The 21,108-nt window shown below is 66.6% G+C and carries 19 protein-coding genes; 3 read left to right on the top strand and 16 right to left on the bottom strand.

The annotated features are described in order from the left end of the window. Positions 1 to 45 precede the first annotated feature (45 nt). Positions 46 to 873 (top strand): C40 family peptidase, encoded by an 828-nt coding sequence (locus tag C556_RS21685; protein ID WP_085951157.1) that lies wholly within the window; start codon positions 46 to 48, stop codon positions 871 to 873. 39 nt (positions 874 to 912) lie between these two features. Here C556_RS21685 and astE read toward each other — a convergent pair whose 3' ends face one another. The 4 genes from astE to astA form a co-directional block, all read right to left on the bottom strand. Further along, on the bottom strand, positions 913 to 1,917 hold the full coding sequence (astE, locus tag C556_RS20120; protein WP_018748292.1) for a succinylglutamate desuccinylase: 1,005 nt from the start codon (positions 1,915 to 1,917) through the stop codon (positions 913 to 915). Positions 1,918 to 2,004: 87 nt separating this feature from the next. Then, positions 2,005 to 3,348, bottom strand: a complete 1,344-nt coding sequence (gene astB / locus C556_RS0110905) for an N-succinylarginine dihydrolase (protein ID WP_018748291.1) — start codon at positions 3,346 to 3,348, stop codon at positions 2,005 to 2,007. A gap of 52 nt (positions 3,349 to 3,400) precedes the next feature. Continuing rightward, positions 3,401 to 4,870 (bottom strand): succinylglutamate-semialdehyde dehydrogenase, encoded by a 1,470-nt coding sequence (gene astD / locus C556_RS0110900; RefSeq protein WP_018748290.1) that lies wholly within the window; start codon positions 4,868 to 4,870, stop codon positions 3,401 to 3,403. A 4-nt stretch (positions 4,871 to 4,874) separates the two neighbouring features. After that, the gene (gene astA / locus C556_RS0110895) at positions 4,875 to 5,903 is read right to left on the bottom strand and encodes an arginine N-succinyltransferase (protein ID WP_018748289.1); all 1,029 of its coding nucleotides are present in this window, start codon (positions 5,901 to 5,903) and stop codon (positions 4,875 to 4,877) included. Between the two features lie 225 nt (positions 5,904 to 6,128). Between astA and C556_RS0110890 the strand changes: the two genes are divergently transcribed. Next, positions 6,129 to 7,229 carry a porin gene (locus C556_RS0110890; protein WP_018748288.1) on the top strand — a complete coding sequence of 367 codons (1,101 nt, stop codon included), beginning with the start codon at positions 6,129 to 6,131 and terminating at the stop codon, positions 7,227 to 7,229. 227 nt (positions 7,230 to 7,456) lie between these two features. Here C556_RS0110890 and rpoS read toward each other — a convergent pair whose 3' ends face one another. The 11 genes from rpoS to C556_RS0110840 form a co-directional block, all read right to left on the bottom strand. Further along, on the bottom strand, positions 7,457 to 8,428 hold the full coding sequence (gene rpoS / locus C556_RS0110885; RefSeq protein WP_018748287.1) for an RNA polymerase sigma factor RpoS: 972 nt from the start codon (positions 8,426 to 8,428) through the stop codon (positions 7,457 to 7,459). Continuing rightward, complete coding sequence (locus tag C556_RS0110880) at positions 8,425 to 9,441, bottom strand: peptidoglycan DD-metalloendopeptidase family protein (protein ID WP_026263003.1); 1,017 nt, start codon at positions 9,439 to 9,441, stop codon at positions 8,425 to 8,427. The genes rpoS and C556_RS0110880 overlap by 4 nt, the downstream gene beginning before the upstream one ends. 53 nt (positions 9,442 to 9,494) lie before the next feature. After that, positions 9,495 to 10,154 carry a protein-L-isoaspartate(D-aspartate) O-methyltransferase gene (locus C556_RS0110875; RefSeq protein WP_026263002.1) on the bottom strand — a complete coding sequence of 220 codons (660 nt, stop codon included), beginning with the start codon at positions 10,152 to 10,154 and terminating at the stop codon, positions 9,495 to 9,497. Next, entirely contained in the window at positions 10,151 to 10,894 is a 744-nt protein-coding gene (gene surE, locus C556_RS0110870; RefSeq protein ID WP_026263001.1) for a 5'/3'-nucleotidase SurE, read from the bottom strand. Before surE ends, C556_RS0110875 begins: the two co-directional genes overlap by 4 nt. Before the next feature lie 419 nt (positions 10,895 to 11,313). Beyond that, a complete protein-coding gene (locus C556_RS0110865) occupies positions 11,314 to 12,198 on the bottom strand; it encodes a DMT family transporter (protein ID WP_211214712.1) in 885 nt (294 codons plus the stop codon). A 100-nt stretch (positions 12,199 to 12,298) separates the two neighbouring features. Next, positions 12,299 to 13,375: an aromatic ring-hydroxylating oxygenase subunit alpha gene (locus tag C556_RS0110860; protein ID WP_018748282.1), complete on the bottom strand. Its 1,077-nt coding sequence runs from the start codon at positions 13,373 to 13,375 to the stop codon at positions 12,299 to 12,301. A 404-nt stretch (positions 13,376 to 13,779) separates the two neighbouring features. Then, the gene (gene dapA, locus C556_RS0110855) at positions 13,780 to 14,643 is read right to left on the bottom strand and encodes a 4-hydroxy-tetrahydrodipicolinate synthase (RefSeq protein WP_018748281.1); all 864 of its coding nucleotides are present in this window, start codon (positions 14,641 to 14,643) and stop codon (positions 13,780 to 13,782) included. 312 nt (positions 14,644 to 14,955) lie between these two features. Next, on the bottom strand, positions 14,956 to 15,114 hold the full coding sequence (locus C556_RS23425) for a hypothetical protein (RefSeq protein ID WP_018748280.1): 159 nt from the start codon (positions 15,112 to 15,114) through the stop codon (positions 14,956 to 14,958). After that, positions 15,111 to 16,013 (bottom strand): hypothetical protein, encoded by a 903-nt coding sequence (locus tag C556_RS20115; protein ID WP_018748279.1) that lies wholly within the window; start codon positions 16,011 to 16,013, stop codon positions 15,111 to 15,113. Before C556_RS20115 ends, C556_RS23425 begins: the two co-directional genes overlap by 4 nt. Before the next feature lie 75 nt (positions 16,014 to 16,088). Continuing rightward, the gene (locus tag C556_RS24265; RefSeq protein WP_083930546.1) at positions 16,089 to 16,292 is read right to left on the bottom strand and encodes a DUF2752 domain-containing protein; all 204 of its coding nucleotides are present in this window, start codon (positions 16,290 to 16,292) and stop codon (positions 16,089 to 16,091) included. A 108-nt stretch (positions 16,293 to 16,400) separates the two neighbouring features. Then, the gene (locus tag C556_RS0110840; protein WP_018748278.1) at positions 16,401 to 17,609 is read right to left on the bottom strand and encodes an RtcB family protein; all 1,209 of its coding nucleotides are present in this window, start codon (positions 17,607 to 17,609) and stop codon (positions 16,401 to 16,403) included. Positions 17,610 to 17,958: 349 nt separating this feature from the next. On the opposite strand from C556_RS0110840, the gene C556_RS0110835 reads away from it, so the two are divergent. Next, positions 17,959 to 18,420, top strand: a complete 462-nt coding sequence (locus tag C556_RS0110835) for a YehS family protein (RefSeq protein ID WP_018748277.1) — start codon at positions 17,959 to 17,961, stop codon at positions 18,418 to 18,420. An 83-nt stretch (positions 18,421 to 18,503) separates the two neighbouring features. Here the strand turns inward: C556_RS0110835 and acnB are convergent, their stop codons facing one another. After that, entirely contained in the window at positions 18,504 to 21,095 is a 2,592-nt protein-coding gene (acnB, locus tag C556_RS0110830; protein WP_018748276.1) for a bifunctional aconitate hydratase 2/2-methylisocitrate dehydratase, read from the bottom strand. Positions 21,096 to 21,108: the final 13 nt, after the last annotated feature.

The following is a 21,108-nucleotide window of genomic DNA, read 5'->3' as shown; positions in this document are numbered from 1 at the left end:
CGCATCGCTTTACAGCGGCCGGCACCATCGATACATTTGCCCCTCATGATTACCAGCAGACGAACACGGTCGGCGTTCGTCGCCTTGCTGTTCACCCCGTTCCTTTCCGTTTCCCTCGCAGACGAACCCACGCCGGTGCCCAGCTCGCCCCAGGCGCAATGGGCGCAGCAATTGTCCGAAGGCACCGGCGCGGCCACCAGCGGCGCCGAGGCGAAGGAATCGAAAAAGAACTGGGCGTCCAGGGACGGCGACGCGCCACAGGATCAGGCGGCGGCCCAGGGCCTGCTGCTGCAGGCGATGGGCCTGATCGGCGTGAAATACAAGTACGGCGGCGCGGACCCGGAATCGGGCCTCGATTGCAGCGGCTTCGTGCGCTACGTGTTCCAGAGCGCGATGAACGTGGCGCTGCCGCACAACGCGCTGGCGATGAGCCGCGTCGGCGCCACCATCGAGCGCGACGCGCTCAAGCCGGGCGACCTGGTGTTCTTCAACACCCTGGGGCGCGCGTTCTCGCACGTGGGCATCTACATGGGCGAAGACCGCTTCATCCACTCGCCGCGCGCCGGCCGCGCGGTGGAGATCGAGAACATCAATCTGCCCTACTGGAAGACCCGCTGGAACGGTGCGCGGCGCATCGACGGCACCAGCATGACCGGGGTGAACGTGGCGGCGCTGCTCGCCACCGCCGGCACCACGCCGGAACAGCAGGCGGTGCGCGAAGGCAAGACCTGCCGCAAGGTCACCAGCGGCAAGGGCAAGAAGAAGCGCGTGACCACGGTGTGCGAGCGCAAATCCTCGCAGGATGCCGGCAGCGGCAAGAAGAAGGCCAAGGCCAAGGCCGCCGACAAGCCGGCCAAGAAGAAGAAACGCTGAGCGGCGCGGCGGCGCCGCGAAAGGATCGTGAACGGGCTCTCAGGCGCCCGCGTGCTCCGGCACCACGATCAGGCCGGCGCGCTGGCCGATCTCCACCTCGGGGTTGGGAAAGACGATGCGCGCGTCGGCCTCGTCCACCCGGCATTCGCCGCCCTCGTCGGCCGCCAGCAGCATGCCCTGCGGCAGCGGTGTGAAGTTGTCGGTCCTGCCGTCGATCTTCAGCTCGAAGGCCGCGCTGCGCTTCATCACCTCGCGCGAGACGCGGTACACCGTCGGCGCCTCGCCCTTGCCGCCTGCGGGAAGGTGCCCCTCGATCAGCTGTTCCAGATAACGCTGCATCGCGCTCAGATCCACGCCCTGGTTCTGGCCGAACGGCCGCGCGCGCCCCAGCTCGATGGTAAACGACACCGCGTCGCAATGCTGGCTGGAGAAATACGAAAAGGTCGGCGCGCGCGCCGATTGCAGCAGCACCGCGCTGACCCCGGCGCGCGCCAGGCGGGCGATCTGCTCGCGGTCGAAGGCCTTGCCTTCCGGCGGCACCGGGTAGATGGCGAACTTCTCGATCAGGCTGCCGTGGATGGCGGTGTGCAGGTCGTAATGCAAGCGCGGCTTGCCGTCCTGCATGGCGCGGGCGAAGAAGCGCGCCAGCTGCATCTCCAGCATGGTGGCGCGCCGTGCCTCGGCGCCATCGTGACTGTCGGGCAGCCGGCAGAACAGGCGGTTCATGTCGCGCTCGACGAAGCGCACGCCGCGCCGCAACGCCTCGATGTTGCCGAACACGCACAACACCCGCGCCCGCACCTTGAGCCTGCCGGACAGCACCTCGCCGATCAGCCGGTCGAGCAGTTCCACCGGCGCGGTCTCGTTGCCGTGCACCCCCGCCGAGATCACCAGGTCCAGCTTGCGGTGGGCGCTGTCGCGCGGCTCGAAGCGGATTACGCCTTCGTCCATCACCTGGACGCGCGTGCCGTTGCGCAAGGTATAGGGCAAGGCGATGGCGGTCTTGCCGGCGAGGGTCTGGGCGAGGAAGGATTCGGGTTTCATGGCGGGCACTTCGATACGGATGGTTTCAAGCTTAGGGCCATCCACGCCGCAAGCGCGAGGACGGCAGCCAGGATGCCGCGCGCGGCGTCACAGGCCGGTGCCGCCGTACTGGAAGGGATAGATGCTCCCCAGCCCCAGCATGCGCGTCAATTCGTCCAGCGCGGTGCGCACCTCGACCAGCAGCTGCGGGTCGGCCAGATCGGCTTCGCTCAGGTGATCGCGGTAATGACGGCCGATCCAGGCATCCAGCTCGGCGTAGCGTTCCTCGCTCAGCCAGATGCGCGGGTTGACCGCGGCGCCCTCGCCCGCCGTCAGCGCCACCCGCAGTCGCAGGCAGGCGGGGCCGCCGCCGTTGCGCATGCTCTGCTTGAGATCGAGCACCAGCAGGTCGTCGATCGGCCCACCGCTCTCGATCAATTGCGTCAGGTATTGCCACACGGCGGGGTTGGCGCGGCATTCCTCGGGCACCACCAGCCGCATCCGGCCGCCGCCCCGGTCGAGCAACTGGCTGTTGAACAGATAGCTGCGCACCGCGTCCTCGACGCCGACCTGCTCGGCCGGCACTTCGACCACGCGCAGCCCGCCGCCCAGGCGCTGGTCCAGCGCGCGGTACAGCGCCTGCTGATCGACGAAGGCGTGGGCGTGGCAGAACAGCACATCCAGGTTGCCCACGGCGATCACGTCGTTGTGGAACACGCCGGCGTCGATCACTTCGGGGCGTTGCTGCGCGAACACCACGTCGGCCGGGTTCAGGCCGTGGCGCCGCGCCACCGCTTCGCTGGCTTCCAGCGTCTGGCGTGCCGGAAAACGGCTCGGCCCGGTGCCGCCGCCCCAATGGCGCCGACCATAGACGAAGCATTCCACGCCGGGCGCGTCGTAGGCCTTGCAGAAGCGGGTGTGGTTGGCCGCGCCTTCGTCGCCGAACGCCGGGTGCATCGGCAAGGCGTCGTGTACGGCGAAGCGCGCTTCGTCCTTGAAGATGGCGCGTAGCGTGCGCGCCGTCTGCTCGGCTTCCAGCGCGCGATGGAACTTGTTCTGGAGGTTGGCCACGCTGAAATGCACCCGGCCGTCGCGGGTGTCGGCGGACGGGCTGACGGTGGCGGCGTTGGCCGTCCACATGGCGGCGGCGGACGACACCGCCGCCAGTAGTTGCGGTTCGCGCGCGGCGGCGGCCAGCACTTCGGGGTCGCTGCCGCCGAAGCCGAGCTGGCGCAGTGTCCACACCGCCGGGCGCTCCTGCGGCGGCAGCACCGCCTGGCGGTAGCCCAGATCGGCCAGCGCCTTCATCTTGGCCAGCCCCTGGCGCGCGGCGGCGCGCGGATCGGCCACCTGCCCCGCGCTGCCGGTGGAGGCGACGTTGCCGAAGGAGTGGCCGCCGTAATGGTGGGTGGGGCCGACCAGGCCGTCGAAATTGGCTTCGAATGCGCTCATCGTTTGCTCTGCATCGGTCGCCGGCCGGGCCGGCGCGTGGATCGGAATCGGCTCAGCGCGCCGGGCCCAGGTGCATGCCCGGCGGCAATTGCGCCGGCAGCACCAGGCTCTCGGCCTCCAACGAGGCCACCGGGAAGGCGCAGTAGTCGGCGGCGTAGTAGGCGCTGGGCCGATGGTTGCCCGAGGCGCCCACCCCGCCGAACGGCGCGGCGCTGGAAGCACCGGTGAGCGGCTTGTTCCAGTTGACGATGCCGGCGCGCGTGGCACGCCAGAAACGGCGGTAATGTTCGGCGGAATCGGAGATCAGCCCGGCGGCCAGGCCGAAGCGGGTGGCATTGGCCAGCGCCAGGGCATGATCGAGATCACGGTAGCGCTGCACCTGCAACAGCGGGCCGAAGTATTCCTCGTCGGGCAGTTCGGCGACGCCGCTGACGTCGAGCAGGCCGGGCGACAGCAACGCGGTGTCGTCGCGCAGGCGCCGCATCGTCAGCAACGGCGTCGCGCCCAGTTCGAGCAGGCGTTGCTGCGCCGCGAGCAGCGCCTCGGCGGCGGCCAGCGAGATCACCGCGCCCATGAAGGGCTGCGGCTCGGCATCCCAGGCATCGACGGTCAGCGCGGCGGCGGCGGCGGTCAGGCGCGCCAGGAAGGCATCGCCCCACTCGCCCTCGGGAACCAGCAGCCGGCGCGAGCAGGTGCAGCGCTGGCCGGCGGAGATATAGCTCGATTGCAGCACGTGGTGCAGCGCGGCCGGGATGTCGGCCACCGGCTCGACGATCAGCGGGTTGTTGCCGCCCATCTCCAGCGCCAGGATCTTCTCCGGCTGGCCGGCGAACTGCGCGTGCAGGCGGTAGCCGGTGGCGGCGCTGCCGGTGAAGAACAGGCCGTCGATGCCGGGGTGCGCGGCCAGCGCCTGCCCGGTGTCGCGCGCGCCCTGCACCAGGTTGAGCACCCCCGGCGGCAGGCCGGCGGCGGCCCAGACTTCGGCAGTCTGCTGCGCCACCATCGGCGTCAGTTCGGACGGCTTGAACAGCACGGTATTGCCCGCCAGCAGCGCCGGAACGATATGGCCGTTGGGCAGGTGGCCGGGAAAGTTGTACGGGCCGAACACGGCGACCACGCCGTGCGGGCGGTGGCGCAGCACGGCATTGGCGTCGCCCTGCTGCGCTTCGCGGTGGCCGGTACGCTCCTCGAACGCGCGCACCGAGATGTCCACCTTGTTGATCATGGTGGTCACTTCGGTCAGCGCCTCCCAGCGCGGCTTGCCGGTCTCGCGACCGATGGTCGCGGCCAGGCTCGCCTGGTTCTCGCGCAGCAGGTCGGCGAAGCAGCGGCAGACGGCGATGCGCTCCGCCACATCCTGCTCCTGCCAGCCGGCGAAGGCGCGCCGCGCCGCCGTCACCGCGCCGTCGATGTCGGACGCATCCGCCGCGTGGCCCCGCCACACGGGTTCCTGCGTCACCGGGTTGACCGATTGAAACGCCACACCGCTTCCCTGGCGCCAGGCGCCGTCGATCCACAACATGGGGTTACTCCTTGATCGAACCGGACAGCGGCACCGCGCGCACGCTGTCGCCGTCTTGCAGATGCAGTTGCGCCAGGACCGCCGGGGTCAGCGGCAGGGTGTGTTCCAGCGGCCGGGTCACCGCCAGCGTGGCGCGGAAATCGTCCCGCCGGCGATTGCTGACCAGCCACGGTACGCCGCCCTTGGACTCGGTAGTGACAGGCAGGACTTCGTACAGCGCCGACTTGCGTACCGCGCGCACGTCCTCCAGCGAGCATTCCAGGCTGGGGCCGGCGTCGAAGATGTCGATGTAACCCTGGTAGCGGAACCCTTCGGCCTCCAGCAGCCGGCGCGCCGGCCGCGTGGCGGGGTGCACTTCGGCGATCGCCGCCTGCGCCTCGTCGGACAGCAGGCAGGTATAGATCGGGTACTTGGGCATCAATTCGGCGATGAACGACTTGCTGCCGACATAGGACAGAAAGTCGGCGCGGGCGAAATCCATCTTGAAGAAGTGACGGCCCAGGCTCTCCCAGAACGGCGAACGGCCGGTGTCGTCGGAGACGCCGCGCATCTCAGCGATCACGCGCGGCGAGAAGCGCTCGGGGAATTCCGCCATGAACAGGAAGCGCGCCTTCGACAGCAAGGCGCCGTTGCCGGCGCGGCGGGCGTCGGCTTGCAGGAACAACGAACACAGCTCCGACGAGCCGGTGAGATCCGAAGTGAGGAACAGCGTCGGCAGTTGCTTGTAGATGCCCAGCTCGCGCGAGGCATGTACCGACAGGCCGACGCGATAGTTGTACCAGGTGTCGTGCATGCCGACGGCGGCCTCGATCGCCGAGCTGCCGACGATGCGTCCGCTGGCCGGGTCCTCCAGCACGAACACGTAGCTGGCTTCGGCCAGCTCCACATTGCCTTCCACCGAGCCGACGCTGGCGGCGATGCGCGCGGCCAGCCGTTCGGCATTGGGCGACAGCGTGGTGACGCCCACGCCCGCTTCGCGGGCCAGCGCCAGCAGGGCGTGCAGATCGTGGTGGGCAATGGTTCTGAACAGCATCGGACGCTCCGCACGGGGAAAGTCACTCTAGCAGTCACCCCCCAATGCGCCCATGGGGAGATTCCCCATCGCCATCTCCTACCCAGGGGTCATGGTGTTTGCTTCGTTTGCCCCAATCAAACATGCGGTGCTGTCTTCTTTTTTGGGTGTCTATAAAGATGAGGCAGCCCACGGGGGCCCGAATCAGACCCTCCAGGCACTTCAGTGATTTTTGGAGACCTACAAATGTTCAAACGCACACTGCTGGCCAGCATGGTGACGCTGATCGCGGCACCGGCGTTCGCCGAAGTTTCCATCGGCGGCTCCGCCGAAATGGATTTCTTCTATCGCACCAACAACGGCAACAGCTTTGCCGACACCGATACCAGCGGCAAGCTGATGGAAGAGATCGACCTGATCGTCAACATCGACGGCAAGGACAAGCTGGACAACGGCAGTACGCTGAGCTGGCGCCTGGCGCAAAAGGTGGCGACCGATTACCGCTACGACAGCTGGGGGCAACGCGAGGCGTGGATCGGTTACGACACGCCGTACGGCACCTTCCGCTTCGGCAACCAGTTCTCCACGCTGTACCTGACCATGCTCGACTGGCCCTACGGCGCCAATGGCGTGACCAACCTGACCGGCGACTTCGGTGCCCACGAAGTGGATTACCCCCGTGCCATCACCTATCTGTCGCCCAAGATGAGCGGCTTCAGCTTCGGCGCCCAGTATGACCTCGGCTCGGGCGACGGCGATGCCTACGCCTATGAAGTGACCGCGGCCTACGCCGCCGATGCGTTCAACATCGACGCCGGCTTCTATCAGGGCAAGGACAGCGCGAGCATGGATTCGGAATCCGCCTCCTTCGGCGGCAGCGGCTGGGGTAGCGGCGGCAACTACAACGTCGACAACAAAGCCCGCGAATACTTCGTCGGCGGGCGCTTCCGCTTCGGCGGTGGCTTCGAGGTGGGCGGCGCCTACATGCGGCACGAATGGTACGGCGACGTGCCGAACGTGCACGCGGCCGGCTCGGACAAGACCACGGTCGACCAGTACCTGCTGCGCGGTGGCTACACCACCGGCAAGCACAACTTCATCCTGGCCTACTCGTTCATCGACGACAGCGAAACCGATGGCGTGACCCGCGACGACGGCATCCAGGCGATCAACTTCCAGTACACCTATACGCTCTCCAAACAGACCGTCGGCTTCATCCAGCTGCGTCACCACATGCTGGACACCGCCGGCCAGCCGAGCGTGATGCACGCAAGTTATCAACTGGACGGTATCGGCAACGAGGACAACGTGACTCGTTTCCTGGTGGGGACGTGGACCGGCTTCTGAAGCCCTCTTTCGCGACACTCAACCGGACGCCCGCCACAAGCGGGCGTTTTTCATGGTGCGGCACGCGGCGAAACGGGTGGATGAGCACCACCGGCATGCGCCAGCGAACCACTTCAAGGCGAATCGGCCTTCGACGGTGGGCCCGACAACGCAAAAACGCCGCCAGGATCTGGCGGCGTTTTTTCCTTTCGCATGCGGTGCCGGGTGCTATCGCCCGGCTGGGACCATTACAACACGACGTCTCGCGACACACCATAACGGCGCAGGATGCGGCGCAGTTGTTCCAGCGCCTCGATCTGGATCTGCCGCACCCGCTCGCGGGTGAGGTTCAGGCTGGCGGCAAGATCCTCCAGCGTGCAGATCTCATAGCCGTTGAGGCCATAGCGGCGCTCGATGACCATACGCTGCTTGTCGTTCAGCTGCTTCAGCCATTCCTTGACGTAACGCTCAACCTCGGCATTCTGCAGGATGGCCTCGGGGCCGTCGTGCTGATCGTCGGGGATCGATTCGCCGATGGTGAGCATGGGATCGATGTCGAGCGGAGCATCCAGCGACGCCACGCGTTCATTCAACCCCATCACCCGGCGCACGTCCTCGACATCCTTGCCCACCAGGTGGGCGATGTCCTCCAGGCCGGGCTCGTGTCCCAGGCTGGCTTCCAGGTGACGCTGGGCGCGCAGGTAGACGTTCAGTTCCTTGATCACGTGCACCGGCAGCCGGATGGTGCGGCTCTGGTTCATGATGGCCCGCTCGATCGACTGGCGGATCCACCAGGTGGCATAGGTGGAGAAACGGAATCCGCGCTCCGGATCGAACTTCTCCAGCGCATGCATCAGGCCGATGTTGCCCTCCTCGATCAGGTCGAGCAGGGTCATGCCGCGGTTGATGTAGTGCTTGGCGATGTTCACCACCAGCCGAAGATTGTGTTCGATCATCTTCTGCCGGGCTTCGAAGTCGCCCTGCACGACGCGCCTGGCCAGCGCCCGTTCCTGGTCGGGGGTCAAGAGTGGGCTGTGACCGATTTCGTTCAGGTAGATCTGCGTGACGTCGCCGGTGCTTTCATAGCTGTAGGTTTCGCGTTCCTCGCCCGCAGCTGTTTCCGCTTCCGATTCGGAGTCTTGCTGATCTTCGTTCAAGTCGAGGTCTTCCTCGCCCTCGACAACGTCTTCTTCTTCAAGAATATCGATTTGATCGTTCATGGCTTTTCCGTCTGGATGTATTTGGCCGGGTCGACCGGTTTGCCAAATCTGCGGATTTCGAAGTGAAGCTTGACCTGATCCGTATCGCTGTCGCCCATTTCCGCGATCTTCTCGCCGCGCTTGACGACATCCCCCTCCTTGACGATCAACTTACTGTTGTGTGCATAGGCCGTCAAATACTCCTTGTTGTGCTTAATGATGATCATCTTGCCGTATCCGCGCAATCCGGCTCCCGCGTAAACCACCTTGCCAGAACCTGACGCAACGATAGGCTGACCCATTTTGCCGAGGATATCAATACCTTTTGAATCAGAAGAGAAACCTTTTGTTACTTGACCAGCGGTCGGCATCAACCACTCGTCGACCATGTTGTCACCTTGCGTGTCCGTAACCTCTGGCTTTGCCTGGGGTTGCGGGGTGGCAGCCGGGGGCGGCACGGGTGTCGGGGCCGGTGTCGGCACGGCTGGCTTCTGTGGCACGGACGCAACCTTCGGCCCCTCTGCCGCCGCGGCCACCTTGGCTTCGGCGCCGCTGGCGTAGGGCAGCTTCACCGCCTTGGGATAACCGTACACGGGCGGGGTGTCAGGCGCCGCGGGGGCCGGCGTCGGGGTTGCCGGCTTGGCCGGCACGCTCGCGATCGGGCCATCCGTCTGTAAGGGTCGAACCTCCACACCACCGGTCTCCCCGCCAGCGCTCAGCCGCAGGGTCTGCCCCACCTTGATGTCGTTGACGTTGGCCAAGCCGTTCCATGCCGCCAGATCCTTGTAATCCAGCCCGTTGTCCAGCGCGATACGGTAAAGCGTGTCCCCCCGCTTGACCATATAACTTCCGGGTGGCACCTCGGTAGGGGCTGGCACTTCCGGGGCCGCGGTGGCGGCGGGGGCAGGAGTGGGTTGGGAGGGGGCGGGCGCGCGCGACATGCCATCGATGACGGGGGCCGGGGTGCGGGGCTCGCTGGCGCAACCGGCCAGCAGCACGACGGCGACGAGAACGATCAGTGGATGCCGACTCACGGGCAGACTCCTTGATGGGTGCAACGCCAAGGCTTGGCGGGAATAAACGGGGCTCAGGCCAGGCCCGGCAACAATGGCACGAAACGCACCTTTTCCAGCCGGGTTTCCTGGTGGCCATCTTCGAGGCGTTCGATCATGCGCAGCTCCTGGTCGGTGGTGCCGACCGGGAACACCAGGCGGCCGCCGATCACCAGCTGCTCGATCAGGAATTCCGGAACGATGGGCGCCGCGGCGGTGATCAGAATGGCGTCGAACGGCGCGGCGTCCGGCTGGCCCTTGCTGCCGTCGCCATGCCGCAAGCGCACATTATGCACCCCCAGTTGCGACAGGCGTTCCCGCGCGGTGCGCGCCAGCGCGCCGATGCGCTCCACCGAGTAGACGGTCTTGAAACACTGAGCCAGCACGGTGGTCTGGTAGCCGCAGCCGGTGCCGATCTCCAGTACCTTGCCACGCCCCGGCGATTCCAGCGCGAGTTCGGTCATGCGGGCGACGATATAGGGCTGGGAGATGGTCTGGCTGTGCCCGATCGGCAGCGAGACATCGTCGTAGGCGCGGTGCGCCAGCGCCTCGTCGACGAAGGCATGGCGCGGCACCTCGCCGATCACGCCGAGTACCTCCTCGCTGCGGATGCCCGATGCGCGCAATCGCTCCACCAGCCGGGCGCGGGTGCGGGCCGAAGTCATGCCACTGTTACCGGGGATATTGAAGTTCATTCGGGCAGCCATGTCGAAATGAAGTCCAGTTGAGCGAAAGCGGTCAGATCGATGGAAAGCGGCGTGACCGAAACATAGCCCTCGGCCACGGCATGGAAATCGGTGCCCTCGCCCGCGTCGGCCACCTCGCCGACGGCGCCCACCCACCAGATGGTCTCGCCGCGCGGGTTGGCACCCTTGATCACCGGGGCGGATTTGTGACGATGCCCCAGGCGGGTGGTCTTGAAGCCCTTGATCTCTTCGTAGGGCAGGTCGGGCACGTTCACGTTGAGCAGCACGGCGCCGCGAAACGGCTGGCGCTGGCAATGCGCCACCAGGTCGCGCGCCACGCGCGCGGCCGCATCGTAATGACGGGGGCTACGCGACGCCAGCGAGATCGCCAGCGCGGGCACGCCCAGCAGATAGCCCTCGGTGGCGGCGGCCACGGTGCCGGAATAGATGGTGTCCTCGCCCAGGTTGGCGCCGTGGTTGATGCCGGAAACCACCAGCTCGGGCGGCTCGGGCAGGAAGCCGGTGACCGCCACGTGCACGCAGTCGGTCGGCGTGCCGTTGGCGTAGAAGAAGCCGGACGGGGCGCGGCGGATGCTCAGCGGGCGATCCAGGGTGAGCGAGTTGCTGGCGGCGCTGCGGTCGCGCTCGGGCGCGCAGACGGTGACCTCGTGTTCGGCCGACAAGGCGGCTGCCAGGGCTTCGATGCCGGGAGAGAAATAGCCGTCGTCGTTGGAAACCAGAATGCGCATCGAGGTCGGATCGCTGATCAAGAAAAGGACGGCGCCAGCGCCGCCCGGCCGGGTTGCATGCCGCGAAAGCGCCCCGTCGCGCCGTGCGGCGATCGCGTCAGCCGGGGCTAGGGCGTGTCATCAATGGTGTCGCGACAGCGTTCGGCGCAGTTCGGGATGCCGCGCCAGGAGTGGGTCGCGCCGCGGTATGGATACCGCAAGCGGCCAGCGACACCGCGTGGCGCCCGAAATGCGCCGAACCCGAAGGGCTGGGCCGAAAAAACACCATCCACTGCGTTGCCCTCCTTGCCAATAACCGGTTATTGGCTGCGTCGCGCGCCTTGTGGCTGGCGCTGCCGCGAAACCATTGATGACACGCCCTAGCGTATCACACGTGCCCGAAGACGCCTTCGCGCACGTGGCGCGGCGTTGCGCCGGATTCAACGCCGGCTCGACGCCGCCGTGGAAAGTATGCCGCAGCCCACGATCAACAACATGCCCGCATAGCTGGAAACCGGCAGCACGTCGCGCCAGATCAACATGCCGAACAGCGTGGAGAACACCACCGTCAGGTAGGCCATGCTGGCGACGATCAGCGATTTGCCCTTGCAATAGGCGCGCGTCATCGACAATTGCGCGCAGGTGGCGGCAACGCCCATTCCCAGCAGGATCCACAGATTGCCGAACGACAGTGGCGTCAGCGCCTGCGGCTGGCACAACATCACCAGCCCGGCGCCCAGCGACGACACCAGCGAGAAGTAATACACCGTGCGCCATTCCGGCTCGCCCAGGCGGCCCAGCTCGTGCACGTTCATGTAGGCGATGCTGGCCAGCAGGCCCGAACTCAGGCCGACCACCCCGGCCAGCCACTGGGTGGCGTCCAGCGTCGGCCGCAGCAGCAGCGCCACCCCGGCGAAGCCGACCACGATGGCGAGCCACTGCCCCGCCTGCGGCGGCTGCTTAAGCCACAGCGCGGTCAGCAGCATCAGGAACAGCGGCGAGGTGTAGTTGAGCGTGACCGCGGTCGGCAACGGCAGGTGGCCGATGGCATAGAAGTACAGCATCAGCGAAACGAAGCCGGAAACGCTGCGCGTGAGGTGGACCCGCATCGCCGGCCACGGCACCCACAGCGGCCGACGCGCCGGCAGCGCCACCGCCAGGATGGCGATCACCCCGGCCAGACAGCGGTAGAACACCAGTTCGGCGGTGGAAAAGCTGCTGCTGCCCAGCTTGACGAACACGCCCATCACGCCGAAGCAAAAGCCGGCCACGATCATCCAGAACGGGCCGGATTCGGCAAGACGACGCCAGAGCGATGAAGACATGGTTGTGCGAGGGCCGAAAAGAAAGGAAGGCAGCCCGGGCTGCCTTCGGTGGATTATCCCCTGGATGCGCCACAGCGGCGATCAGGGCTGGCCCGCATGGTCAGGGCCGGATCGCGTCGCCCAGCTCGCGCCGCAGGAACTGGTGGAAGTGCCGCATGCCGTCCTCCATCGGGCTCTGGTAAGGCCCGACTTCGTTGCGGCCCGCCTTGTACAGCGCCAGCCGGCCGGCTTCCATGCGGTCGATGATCTCCTGGTCCTCCACCGCGGTTTCGGCGTAGGCCGCCTGCTCGGCCGCGAGAAAGTCGGGCTCGAAGTAGGCGATGTCCTCGGGATAGTAGAACTCCACCACGTTCTTGTAGCTGCGCGGCCCGGTGGGCACGATGGTCGAGATCACCAGCGTGTGCGGATACCACTCGATCATCACGTTCGGGTAGTAGGTCAGCCAGATCGCGCCGTAGGGTGGCAGCTTGTCGCCGTAGTAGCGGCGCACCTGCTGGTGCCATTCGGCGTAGACCCGCGATCCGGGCCGGGCCAGCGCGTTCTGCACACCCACCGTCTGCACCGAATACCAATCGCCGAACTGCCACTTCAGGTCGTCGCAACTGACGAACTGACCGAGCCCCGGATGGAAGGGCTCGACGTGGTAGTCCTCCAGATAGACCTCGATGAAGGTCTTCCAGTTACCGACGTACTCGTCCACCTGCACGCGGTGGAACACATAGCTGGAGAAATCCAGGTCGCGGGCGACGCCCAGATCCTTGAGGTGCGCCTCGATATCATGGCCGTTGCGCTCGAACAGCAGGCCGTTCCATTGCACCAGTTCGGTTTCCGGCAGGTGCAGGCAGGGGTTGCCGGGAAAGTGCGGCGCGCCCAGCAGTTGGCCGTGCTGGTCGTAGGTCCAGCGATGCAGCGGGCAGATGGTATGCGTGGCATTGCCGCGTCCGACCAGCATGCTGGCCTGGCGGTGGCGGCAGATATTGGAGAACAGCTTGATGCCGCTATCGGTGCGCTTCAGGTAATGCGCGCCGTCGGTCATTTCCAGGACGTGGTAGTCGCCGGCGTTGGGCACCATCAGCTCGTGGCCGATGTACTTGGGGCCGCGTTCGAACAGGCGTTCGAGCTCCAGCTGGTGGAGTTTCTCGTCGAAGTAGGACGACACCGGCAGTTGGGTCGTCATATCCAGCTGCAAGGCGGCAGCCGTAGCCAGATTGGTCATAATCCCACACCCCCTGGGCTAGAAGGTCTAAGACGTCTTGCCACTTTGCGTTGCGAACGCGGGATGGGTGGGCAAGCCATCGTTGCGAAAACGCCGGATGAGAACTGGAGCGACCTGAAACGCGAAACGTCCTGAAGGACTTCTTTCGGCCGCCCCGAGTGCGTGTAGTACGGCAAGTGAGGCTCGGCACTCGCGCGACTCCGCCAGGAAGGTTTTGTTAGCCGTTCTCAATCCGACCCGTAGAGCCGGGGGATTGTGCCCCAACCCCCTACCCCGGGCAAGGCTGGCGTCACCGGAACTTCATGAAAAATTAGAAGTTTTGTCGCGTTGGCCGCCGCCATCGCCTCCGACGGCGGCCTGTGCGCCTAACCCGCCGACAACATGCCCAGCGCTTCGTCCAGCTGCCGTCGACAGTCCCCCCCGGCGGGCAGCATCGGCAGGCGCAGTTCGTCGGCCAGCCAGCCGGCGTGCGACAACGCGGCCTTCAGCGGCGCGGGGTTCGGCTCGGAGAACAGCGCCGCGATCAATGGTTGCAGCCGGCGTGCCTGTTCGCGCGCCTCGGCCAGCCGCCCTGCCCGCACATCCGCCAGCAATTGCACATAACGCTGCGGGTGCAGGTGCGCGGCGGCGGCGATCGCGCCCTGCGCGCCCAGGCAGAACGCGGGGAACAGCTGCGCGTCCTCGCCGCACAACACCGTCAAGGGCGTATGCGCCAGCAACGCGGCCAGTTGCGCCAGGCTGCCGCCGCCCGATTCCTTGATCGCCACAAACTGCGGATTGCGCGCCAGCGCCCGCACCGTGTCCACCTCGATGTTCACGCCGGTGCGGTAAGGGATGTTGTAGAGCACGATGGGCAGCCGGGTCGCGCCGGCCACCGCTTCGAAATGTGCGCGCACGCCAGCCTGGGAGGGGCGCACGTAGTACGGCGCCGCCACCAGCAGGCCCGCCGCGCCCGCCTCGTCCCAGCTCGCGGCCTGTTCCACCACCGCCGCGGTGGCACTGCCCGACACCCCGACGATCAACGGCAGATCGACCGCCTGGCGCACCGCGTCGAACAAGGCGCGCCGCTCGGTCGCCGACAAGGCCGACGCCTCGCCGGTGGTGCCGCACAACACCAGCCCGGCGATGCCGCTGCCGGCCAGGTGCGACGCCAGCCGCGCCGCGGCCGGCAGATCGAGCGCACCGTCGCGCAACGGCGTCACCATGGGAACCCAGATACCTTCGAACATGAAAACCTCCTGTGGATTGGACAAGTGTCGATCCATCGAGGTCAGGCAGCGGGGAGCAGGAAACAAGCGGAGAGGTGGAGCGCATCCCGTCGGCCGAACACCCGACGGGAACAGACGGCCCGTCAGATGAGCGTCTGTTTTTTCGATTTCGCATCCGCGACACGCGCGCCGGCCACGCCCGCAACGGGCGGCATGGCAACGAGGCATCGGCAGTGGCGCATGGATGGAATACCGGAAAGGGGAAGCGGCTCGACTATAGCATGCCGGCCTCAACAAAAAGACGGCCCGCCGCCGGCGGGCCGTCATGTCACATCAGTCGAAACGATCGGTGCGCCAGGCGCGTTGCAACGCCTGCCGCTGCGCCTGGCGCTTGGCCTTGCCGCTCTTGTCGTGCGCGCCGGCCACCCGTTGCCGCGCGGCGACGGCGAACGGGTTGCGCGGCTTGCCGCTGGGGGGAAGCTTGATCTTCATGCCGCCACCTTTTCCAGTTGCAGCGCATACAGCGGCGCGTTGCGGGCGATCTTCGAGCGCTTGCCGGCCAGGAAGCGCGGCACTTCGCTGCTGGGGCGGAAGCAGAACTGGCGCGGCAGGTCGGTGTAGAGCGAGCGCGGCGGCGCGCGGTCGGGCGAGATGCCCTTGAGCCGCACGTTGGACGCGGGGCTGTGGTAGAACAGCCGCCGCAACCCCAGCTCCTCACGCACGAACCACACCGTGGCGGCCAGCATCGCCTCGGCCCAAACCGCGCGGTAACGCGCCAGCAGCCACGACAGATACGTGCGCACCTGCTCGGTGCCGCCCGCGATGCCATACATCGCCTCGGGGCGGCGCTCGAAGTACGCGGCCTCACGCAGCCAGTCGTTCTGGATCTCCTCGATCAGCACTTCGCCGGCGTCCAGATCGACATCCAGCCGCGCCCACGCCAGCGTATTGCGCCCCGATTCGTTCACCGGATGGCAGCCGTAGACGAAAGGACTGTCGTCGTCGCGGGTCGGCTGGAGCAGTTCCCGGTAACGGCGGTCGTGCCCACGGTCGAAGTTGAGCTGCAACACCAGGTTGGTCGCGCCGCGCGTGGTCTGCTGGCCGTCCCAATGGCCCAGGCTCAGCGTGAAGCACAACGGTTGCGGATCGCCATCGGCGGCCACCACGTCGGCCACGCCGATGCGCTTGCCGCCCAGTTGCGCCAGCCACGCCTTGACGCGCGGCTTTTGCAGCAAGGCGGCGAACGGGCTCTGCTTGAGCGCCGCGACGCTGGCGCCCTCGCCCACCACGTGCCGCAGCAACAGCCAGGCGTAGCGCTCGGGATAATAGTTAAAGCAAGTGCGGCCTTGCGGCAGCATGCCGACGATCTCGTCGGCCAACTGCTTGTCCATATGAAAACTCCATGGCCCGCCTGGGCGGGCGTTCGTATTGGTCAGGATCGGTGTGGAACGAGGCATCGTGGTCGATCATCTCGTTGCTCCTTGAATGGGCCCGGTCGCCCGGGCGTTAACGGAAATAGTCATGGCGCTGGCTGCCGTCGAAAGCGGCCGCTGGCCATGCAACAGTGCTTGAAAGGAACGGGTCGAGCCGCAGGGACACGGATCGTTGCGCCCCAGCTTTTCCAGCAGTTCCTTCTCGCCGCCGCGGATGAAGCGCAGACCGCGCTTCACCCCCGTTTCAGACGGGAACCCCTTGCGGCGCTTGGCGATGGTTTCGAAAGCAGTGGTTGGTTTGCGTTTTCATGGTTTTCTCCTTGCAATCAACGGGCTGGCGAACGCTCAGCCCTTCACGCACAGCACCTGTTTCAGCGTGTGCACCACCTCCACCAGGTCAGACTGTTGCGCCATCACCTGGTCGATATCCTTGTAGGCGCCGGGGATCTCGTCGAGCACCCCGCCGTCCTTGCGACATTCCACGCCTTCGGTCTGCGCCGCCAGGTCGAAGCGGTTGAAACGCCGCTTGGCCTCGCTGCGGCTCATGCGCCGACCGGCGCCATGCGAGCAGGAGCAGAACGACTGCTCGTTGCCCAGCCCGCGCACGATGTAGCTCTTGGCGCCCATCGAGCCGGGGATGATCCCCAGCTGCCCGGCATGCGCCGCGATGGCGCCCTTGCGGGTGATGAACAACCGCTCGCCGCCGTGGGTTTCGCGCGCCACGTAGTTGTGGTGGCAGTTGATCGCCTCGTCGGTCAGCGTGAATGGCGGCAGGTGCGGGCGCAGCGCCTCGACGATCAGCCGCATCATTTCGCGGCGGTTCACCAGCGCGTAGTCCTGCGCCCACTCCAACGCCTCGACGTAGTCGTCGAACAGCGTCGAGCCCTCGCTGAAATACGCCAGGTCGTGGTCGGGCAGGTTCACCTGGTGCCGGCGCATGTCCTTCTTCGCCGCGTCGATGAAATAGCGCCCGATCACGTTGCCGGTGCCGCGGCTGCCCGAGTGCAGCATCAGCCACACCCGGCCGGCTTCGTCCAGGCACAGCTCGATGAAGTGGTTGCCGCCGCCCAGGGTGCCGATCTGGCAGACCCAGGTCCGGGCGAACTGGCGCTGCATCTTCATCAGCCCCGGATGGCGGCCGACGATGCGGTCCAGCCGGTCGTCCAGCGGGCGCGCCGCGCGCTGGTGCGCCGAACCGCGCACCTTGTCCCAGGCATGCTGGGAGAACCCCACCGGCACGGCGGCCTCGATCGCCGAGCGCAGGCGCGCCAGGCTGTCGGGCAGGTCGGCGGCGTTCAGCGAAGTGCGCACCGCGTTCATGCCGCAGCCGATATCCACGCCGACCGCCGCCGGGATGATCGCACCCAGGGTGGGGATCACCGAGCCGACGGTGGCGCCGATGCCCAGGTGCACGTCGGGCATGGCGGCGACGTGGCCGTGGACGATGGGCAGCGCGGCGACGTTCTTGAGTTGTCGAATCGCTTCCGGCTCGACCTGGTCGGTCCAGGCATGGACCGACACCTTGTCGCCGGAAAAAGTCTTGAGAATGGGCATGGCCATTGATTCCAGTGCGTGCCCGCATCGCCGTCGGACTGCGCCGGGGCCGGAAATGCGAGGCACGAAAAAGCCCCGGTCTGGGCCGGGGCTTTTCGGGCGACCGGCGTAGGGGCGAACACCCCCACGCCGATGGCGGAATCGGGGGTCAGGACGCGTGCAGCGGAGAATATTTCTGAAGCATGGCGGTTCTCCTTCTCAAGTGTGCGGTTGACGAAAGTGCGCATTGAACGGCCGCGTGCCCGTCAGCGTCAAGCCCCCTTTGTCGGCGTTGTGGCGTTTTTGCACAGGTTTGCGCGCCATGCGCCATAATCGCGGCTTTGCCGTCCGGCGCGAGGATGAACCGCGAATGATGAACAACGATGTACTGCGCAGCGTGCGCTACATGCTGGACCTGGGCGAACCGCGCGTGGTGGAGATCATCGCGCTCGCCGGGCTCGACGTGCCCAAGGCCGACGTCCACGCCTTCCTGCTCAAGGAGGACGAACCCGGCTACCGCGAATGCGACGGCCGGACGCTGGCGCACTTCCTCGACGGCCTGATCGTATTCCGCCGCGGGCGCGACGAAAGCCGCCCGGCGCCGGAAGTGGTGTGGCCGGTGTCGAACAACACCGTGCTGAAGAAGCTGCGGGTGGCCTTCGAGCTGAAGGAGGAAGACCTGCACGCCATCATGGGCAGCGTCGGCATCGAGGTCTCCAAGCCCGAGCTGTCGGCGTTGTTCCGCAAGGAAGGCCAGAAGAACTACCGACCGTGCGGCGATCAGTTCCTGCGCAATTTCCTCAAGGGGCTGACGCAGCGCGTGCGCAAGTAGCCATTCGGCCAGCCCAACAAAAAGCCCACCTCGCGGTGGGCTTTTTGTTGGGCACAGCCGGCGCCGGGCGCCGGACCGTTGCGTCAGACCGCGGCCTTCTCGGCTTCGGCCTGATAGCTGTCGATCTGGTTGAAGTTGAGGTAGCGATAGACTTCGGCGCCCTTCTCGTTGATCACGCCCATGTCGGTCAGGTACTCGGCCACCGTCGGCAGGCGACCCAGGCGCGAGGCGATGGCGGCCAGCTCGGCGGAGGACAGGAACACGTTGGTGTTCTTGCCCAGGCGGTTCGGGAAGTTGCGGGTCGAGGTCGAGACCACGGTCGCGCCTTCGCGCACCTGCGCCTGGTTGCCCATGCACAGCGAGCAGCCCGGCATCTCGGTGCGCGCACCGGCGGCGCCGAAGGTGCCGTAGTAGCCTTCCTCGGTCAGTTGCTGCGCGTCCATCTTGGTCGGCGGGGCGATCCACAGCTTGACCGGGATGTCGCGCTTGCCTTCCAGCAGCTTGCCGGCGGCGCGGAAGTGCCCGATGTTGGTCATGCACGAGCCGATGAAGGCTTCATCGATCGGCGTGCCGGCCACTTCGGACAGCACCTTGGCGTCGTCCGGGTCGTTCGGGCAGCACAGGATCGGCTCCTTGATGTCGGTCAGATCGATCTCGATCACCGCGGCGTACTCGGCGTCGGCGTCCGGCTCCAGCAGCTGCGGGTTGGCCAGCCACGCTTCCATGCCCTTGATGCGGCGGGCCAGCGTCTTGGCGTCGCCGTAGCCGTTGGCGATCATCGACTTGAGCAGCACGATGTTCGAGTTCAGGTACTCGACGATCGGCGCCTGGTTCAGGCGCACGGTGCAGCCGGCGGCCGAGCGTTCGGCCGAGGCGTCGGACAATTCGAACGCCTGTTCCACCTTCAGGTCGGGCAGACCTTCGATTTCCAGGATGCGGCCGGAGAAGATGTTCTTCTTGCCCTTCTTCTCGACGGTGAGCAGGCCCGCCTTGATCGCGTACAGCGGAATCGCGTGCACCAGATCGCGCAGCGTGATGCCGGGCTGCATCTGGCCCTTGAAGCGCACCAGCACCGATTCGGGCATGTCCAGCGGCATCACGCCGGTGGCGGCGGCGAACGCCACCAGGCCCGAGCCCGCCGGGAACGAGATGCCGATCGGGAAGCGGGTGTGGCTGTCGCCGCCGGTGCCCACGGTATCGGGCAGCAGCATGCGGTTGAGCCAGCTATGGATCACGCCGTCGCCCGGCTTGAGCGACACGCCGCCACGGTTGCGGATGAACTCCGGCAGCTCGTGGTGCATCTTGACGTCCACCGGCTTGGGATAGGCGGCGGTGTGGCAGAACGACTGCATCACCAGATCGGCCGAGAAACCCAGGCACGCCAGATCCTTCAGTTCGTCGCGGGTCATCGGGCCGGTGGTGTCCTGGCTGCCGACCGAGGTCATGCGCGGTTCGCAGTAGGTGCCCGGACGCACGCCCTGGCCTTCCGGCAGACCGCAGGCGCGGCCGACCATCTTCTGTGCCAGCGAGAAGCCCTTGGTGGACGCGGCCGGCGATTGCGGCAGGCGGAATTCGGTGGAGGCGGCCAGGCCCAGCGCTTCGCGCGCCTTGGCGGTCAGGCTGCGGCCGATGATCAGGTTGATGCGGCCGCCGGCGCGCACTTCGTCGAACAGCACGTCGGAGCGCACCGCGAATTCGGCGACCACGGCGCCGGCCTTCTCGATCTTGCCGGCATACGGGTAGATGTCGATCACGTCGCCCATCTCCAGCCTGGAGACGTCGACTTCCAGCGGCAGCGCGCCGGAGTCTTCCTGGGTGTTGAAGAAGATCGGGGCGATCTTGCCGCCCAGGCACACGCCGCCGAACTTCTTGTTCGGCACGAACGGGATGTCCTCGCCGGTCCACCACAGCACCGAGTTGGTGGCGGACTTGCGCGACGAGCCGGTGCCGACCACGTCGCCGACGTAGGCGACCGGATGGCCCTTGGCGGCCAGATCCTGCAGGAACTGGATCGGGCCGCGCTTGCCGTCTTCCTCGGGCTTGAACGCCGCGTCGGGGCGGGTGTTCTTCAGCATCGCCAGCGCGTGCAGCGGGATGTCCGGGCGACTCCAGGCGTCGGGGGCCGGCGACAGGTCGTCGGTGTTGGTCTCGCCCGGCACCTTGAACACGGTGACGGTGATCTTTTCCGGCACGGCCGGACGCGACAGGAACCACTCGGCCTCGGCCCAGCTCTTGATCACGGCCCGGGCATTGGCGTTGCCCTGGTCGGCCAGTTCCTTCACGTCGTGGAAGTAATCGAACATCAGCAGGGTCTTCTTCAGACCCTCGGCGGCGACCGAGCCGACTTCAGCGTCGTTCAGCAGCTCGATCAGCGGCTTGATGTTGAAACCGCCCAGCATGGTGCCGAGCAGCTCGGTGGCCTTGGCGCGGCTGATCAGCGAACAGGCATCCTTGCTCTGCGCCACGGCGGCCAGGAAGGCGGCCTTCACCTTGGCGGCATCGTCCACGCCGGGCGGCACGCGATGGGTGATCAGGTCGACCAGGAAGGCTTCCTCGCCGGCGGGCGGGTTCTTCAGCAGTTGCACCAGATCGGCGGTCTGCTGGGCAGTCAGGGGAAGCGGCGGAATGCCGAGGGCGGCGCGTTCGGCCACGTGCTGGCGATAGGCTTCGAGCATGGGTCAACCTTTG

Origin of the sequence: Chitiniphilus shinanonensis DSM 23277 (assembly GCF_000374805.1) — a bacterium.
Taxonomy (GTDB): Bacteria; Pseudomonadota; Gammaproteobacteria; order Burkholderiales; family Chitinibacteraceae; genus Chitiniphilus; species Chitiniphilus shinanonensis.
The sequence above is the reverse complement of the archived record's forward strand: the minus strand, read 5'-3'. Positions and strand labels throughout refer to the sequence as shown.

Excerpts from the sequence above, each read along its gene's own strand:
- C556_RS21685 (WP_085951157.1), top strand. The coding sequence starts at position 46 with ATGATTACCAGCAGACGAACACGGTCGGCGTTCGTCGCCTTGCTGTTC.
- astE (WP_018748292.1), bottom strand. The coding sequence starts at position 1,917 with ATGAAACCCGAATCCTTCCTCGCCCAGACCCTCGCCGGCAAGACCGCC.
- astB (WP_018748291.1), bottom strand. The coding sequence starts at position 3,348 with ATGAGCGCATTCGAAGCCAATTTCGACGGCCTGGTCGGCCCCACCCAC.
- astD (WP_018748290.1), bottom strand. The coding sequence starts at position 4,870 with ATGTTGTGGATCGACGGCGCCTGGCGCCAGGGAAGCGGTGTGGCGTTT.
- astA (WP_018748289.1), bottom strand. The coding sequence starts at position 5,903 with ATGCTGTTCAGAACCATTGCCCACCACGATCTGCACGCCCTGCTGGCG.
- C556_RS0110890 (WP_018748288.1), top strand. The coding sequence starts at position 6,129 with ATGTTCAAACGCACACTGCTGGCCAGCATGGTGACGCTGATCGCGGCA.
- rpoS (WP_018748287.1), bottom strand. The coding sequence starts at position 8,428 with ATGAACGATCAAATCGATATTCTTGAAGAAGAAGACGTTGTCGAGGGC.
- C556_RS0110875 (WP_026263002.1), bottom strand. The coding sequence starts at position 10,154 with ATGAACTTCAATATCCCCGGTAACAGTGGCATGACTTCGGCCCGCACC.
- surE (WP_026263001.1), bottom strand. The coding sequence starts at position 10,894 with ATGCGCATTCTGGTTTCCAACGACGACGGCTATTTCTCTCCCGGCATC.
- C556_RS0110865 (WP_211214712.1), bottom strand. The coding sequence starts at position 12,198 with ATGTCTTCATCGCTCTGGCGTCGTCTTGCCGAATCCGGCCCGTTCTGG.
- C556_RS0110860 (WP_018748282.1), bottom strand. The coding sequence starts at position 13,375 with ATGACGACCCAACTGCCGGTGTCGTCCTACTTCGACGAGAAACTCCAC.
- dapA (WP_018748281.1), bottom strand. The coding sequence starts at position 14,643 with ATGTTCGAAGGTATCTGGGTTCCCATGGTGACGCCGTTGCGCGACGGT.
- C556_RS23425 (WP_018748280.1), bottom strand. The coding sequence starts at position 15,114 with ATGAAGATCAAGCTTCCCCCCAGCGGCAAGCCGCGCAACCCGTTCGCC.
- C556_RS20115 (WP_018748279.1), bottom strand. The coding sequence starts at position 16,013 with ATGGACAAGCAGTTGGCCGACGAGATCGTCGGCATGCTGCCGCAAGGC.
- C556_RS0110840 (WP_018748278.1), bottom strand. The coding sequence starts at position 17,609 with ATGCCCATTCTCAAGACTTTTTCCGGCGACAAGGTGTCGGTCCATGCC.
- C556_RS0110835 (WP_018748277.1), top strand. The coding sequence starts at position 17,959 with ATGATGAACAACGATGTACTGCGCAGCGTGCGCTACATGCTGGACCTG.
- acnB (WP_018748276.1), bottom strand. The coding sequence starts at position 21,095 with ATGCTCGAAGCCTATCGCCAGCACGTGGCCGAACGCGCCGCCCTCGGC.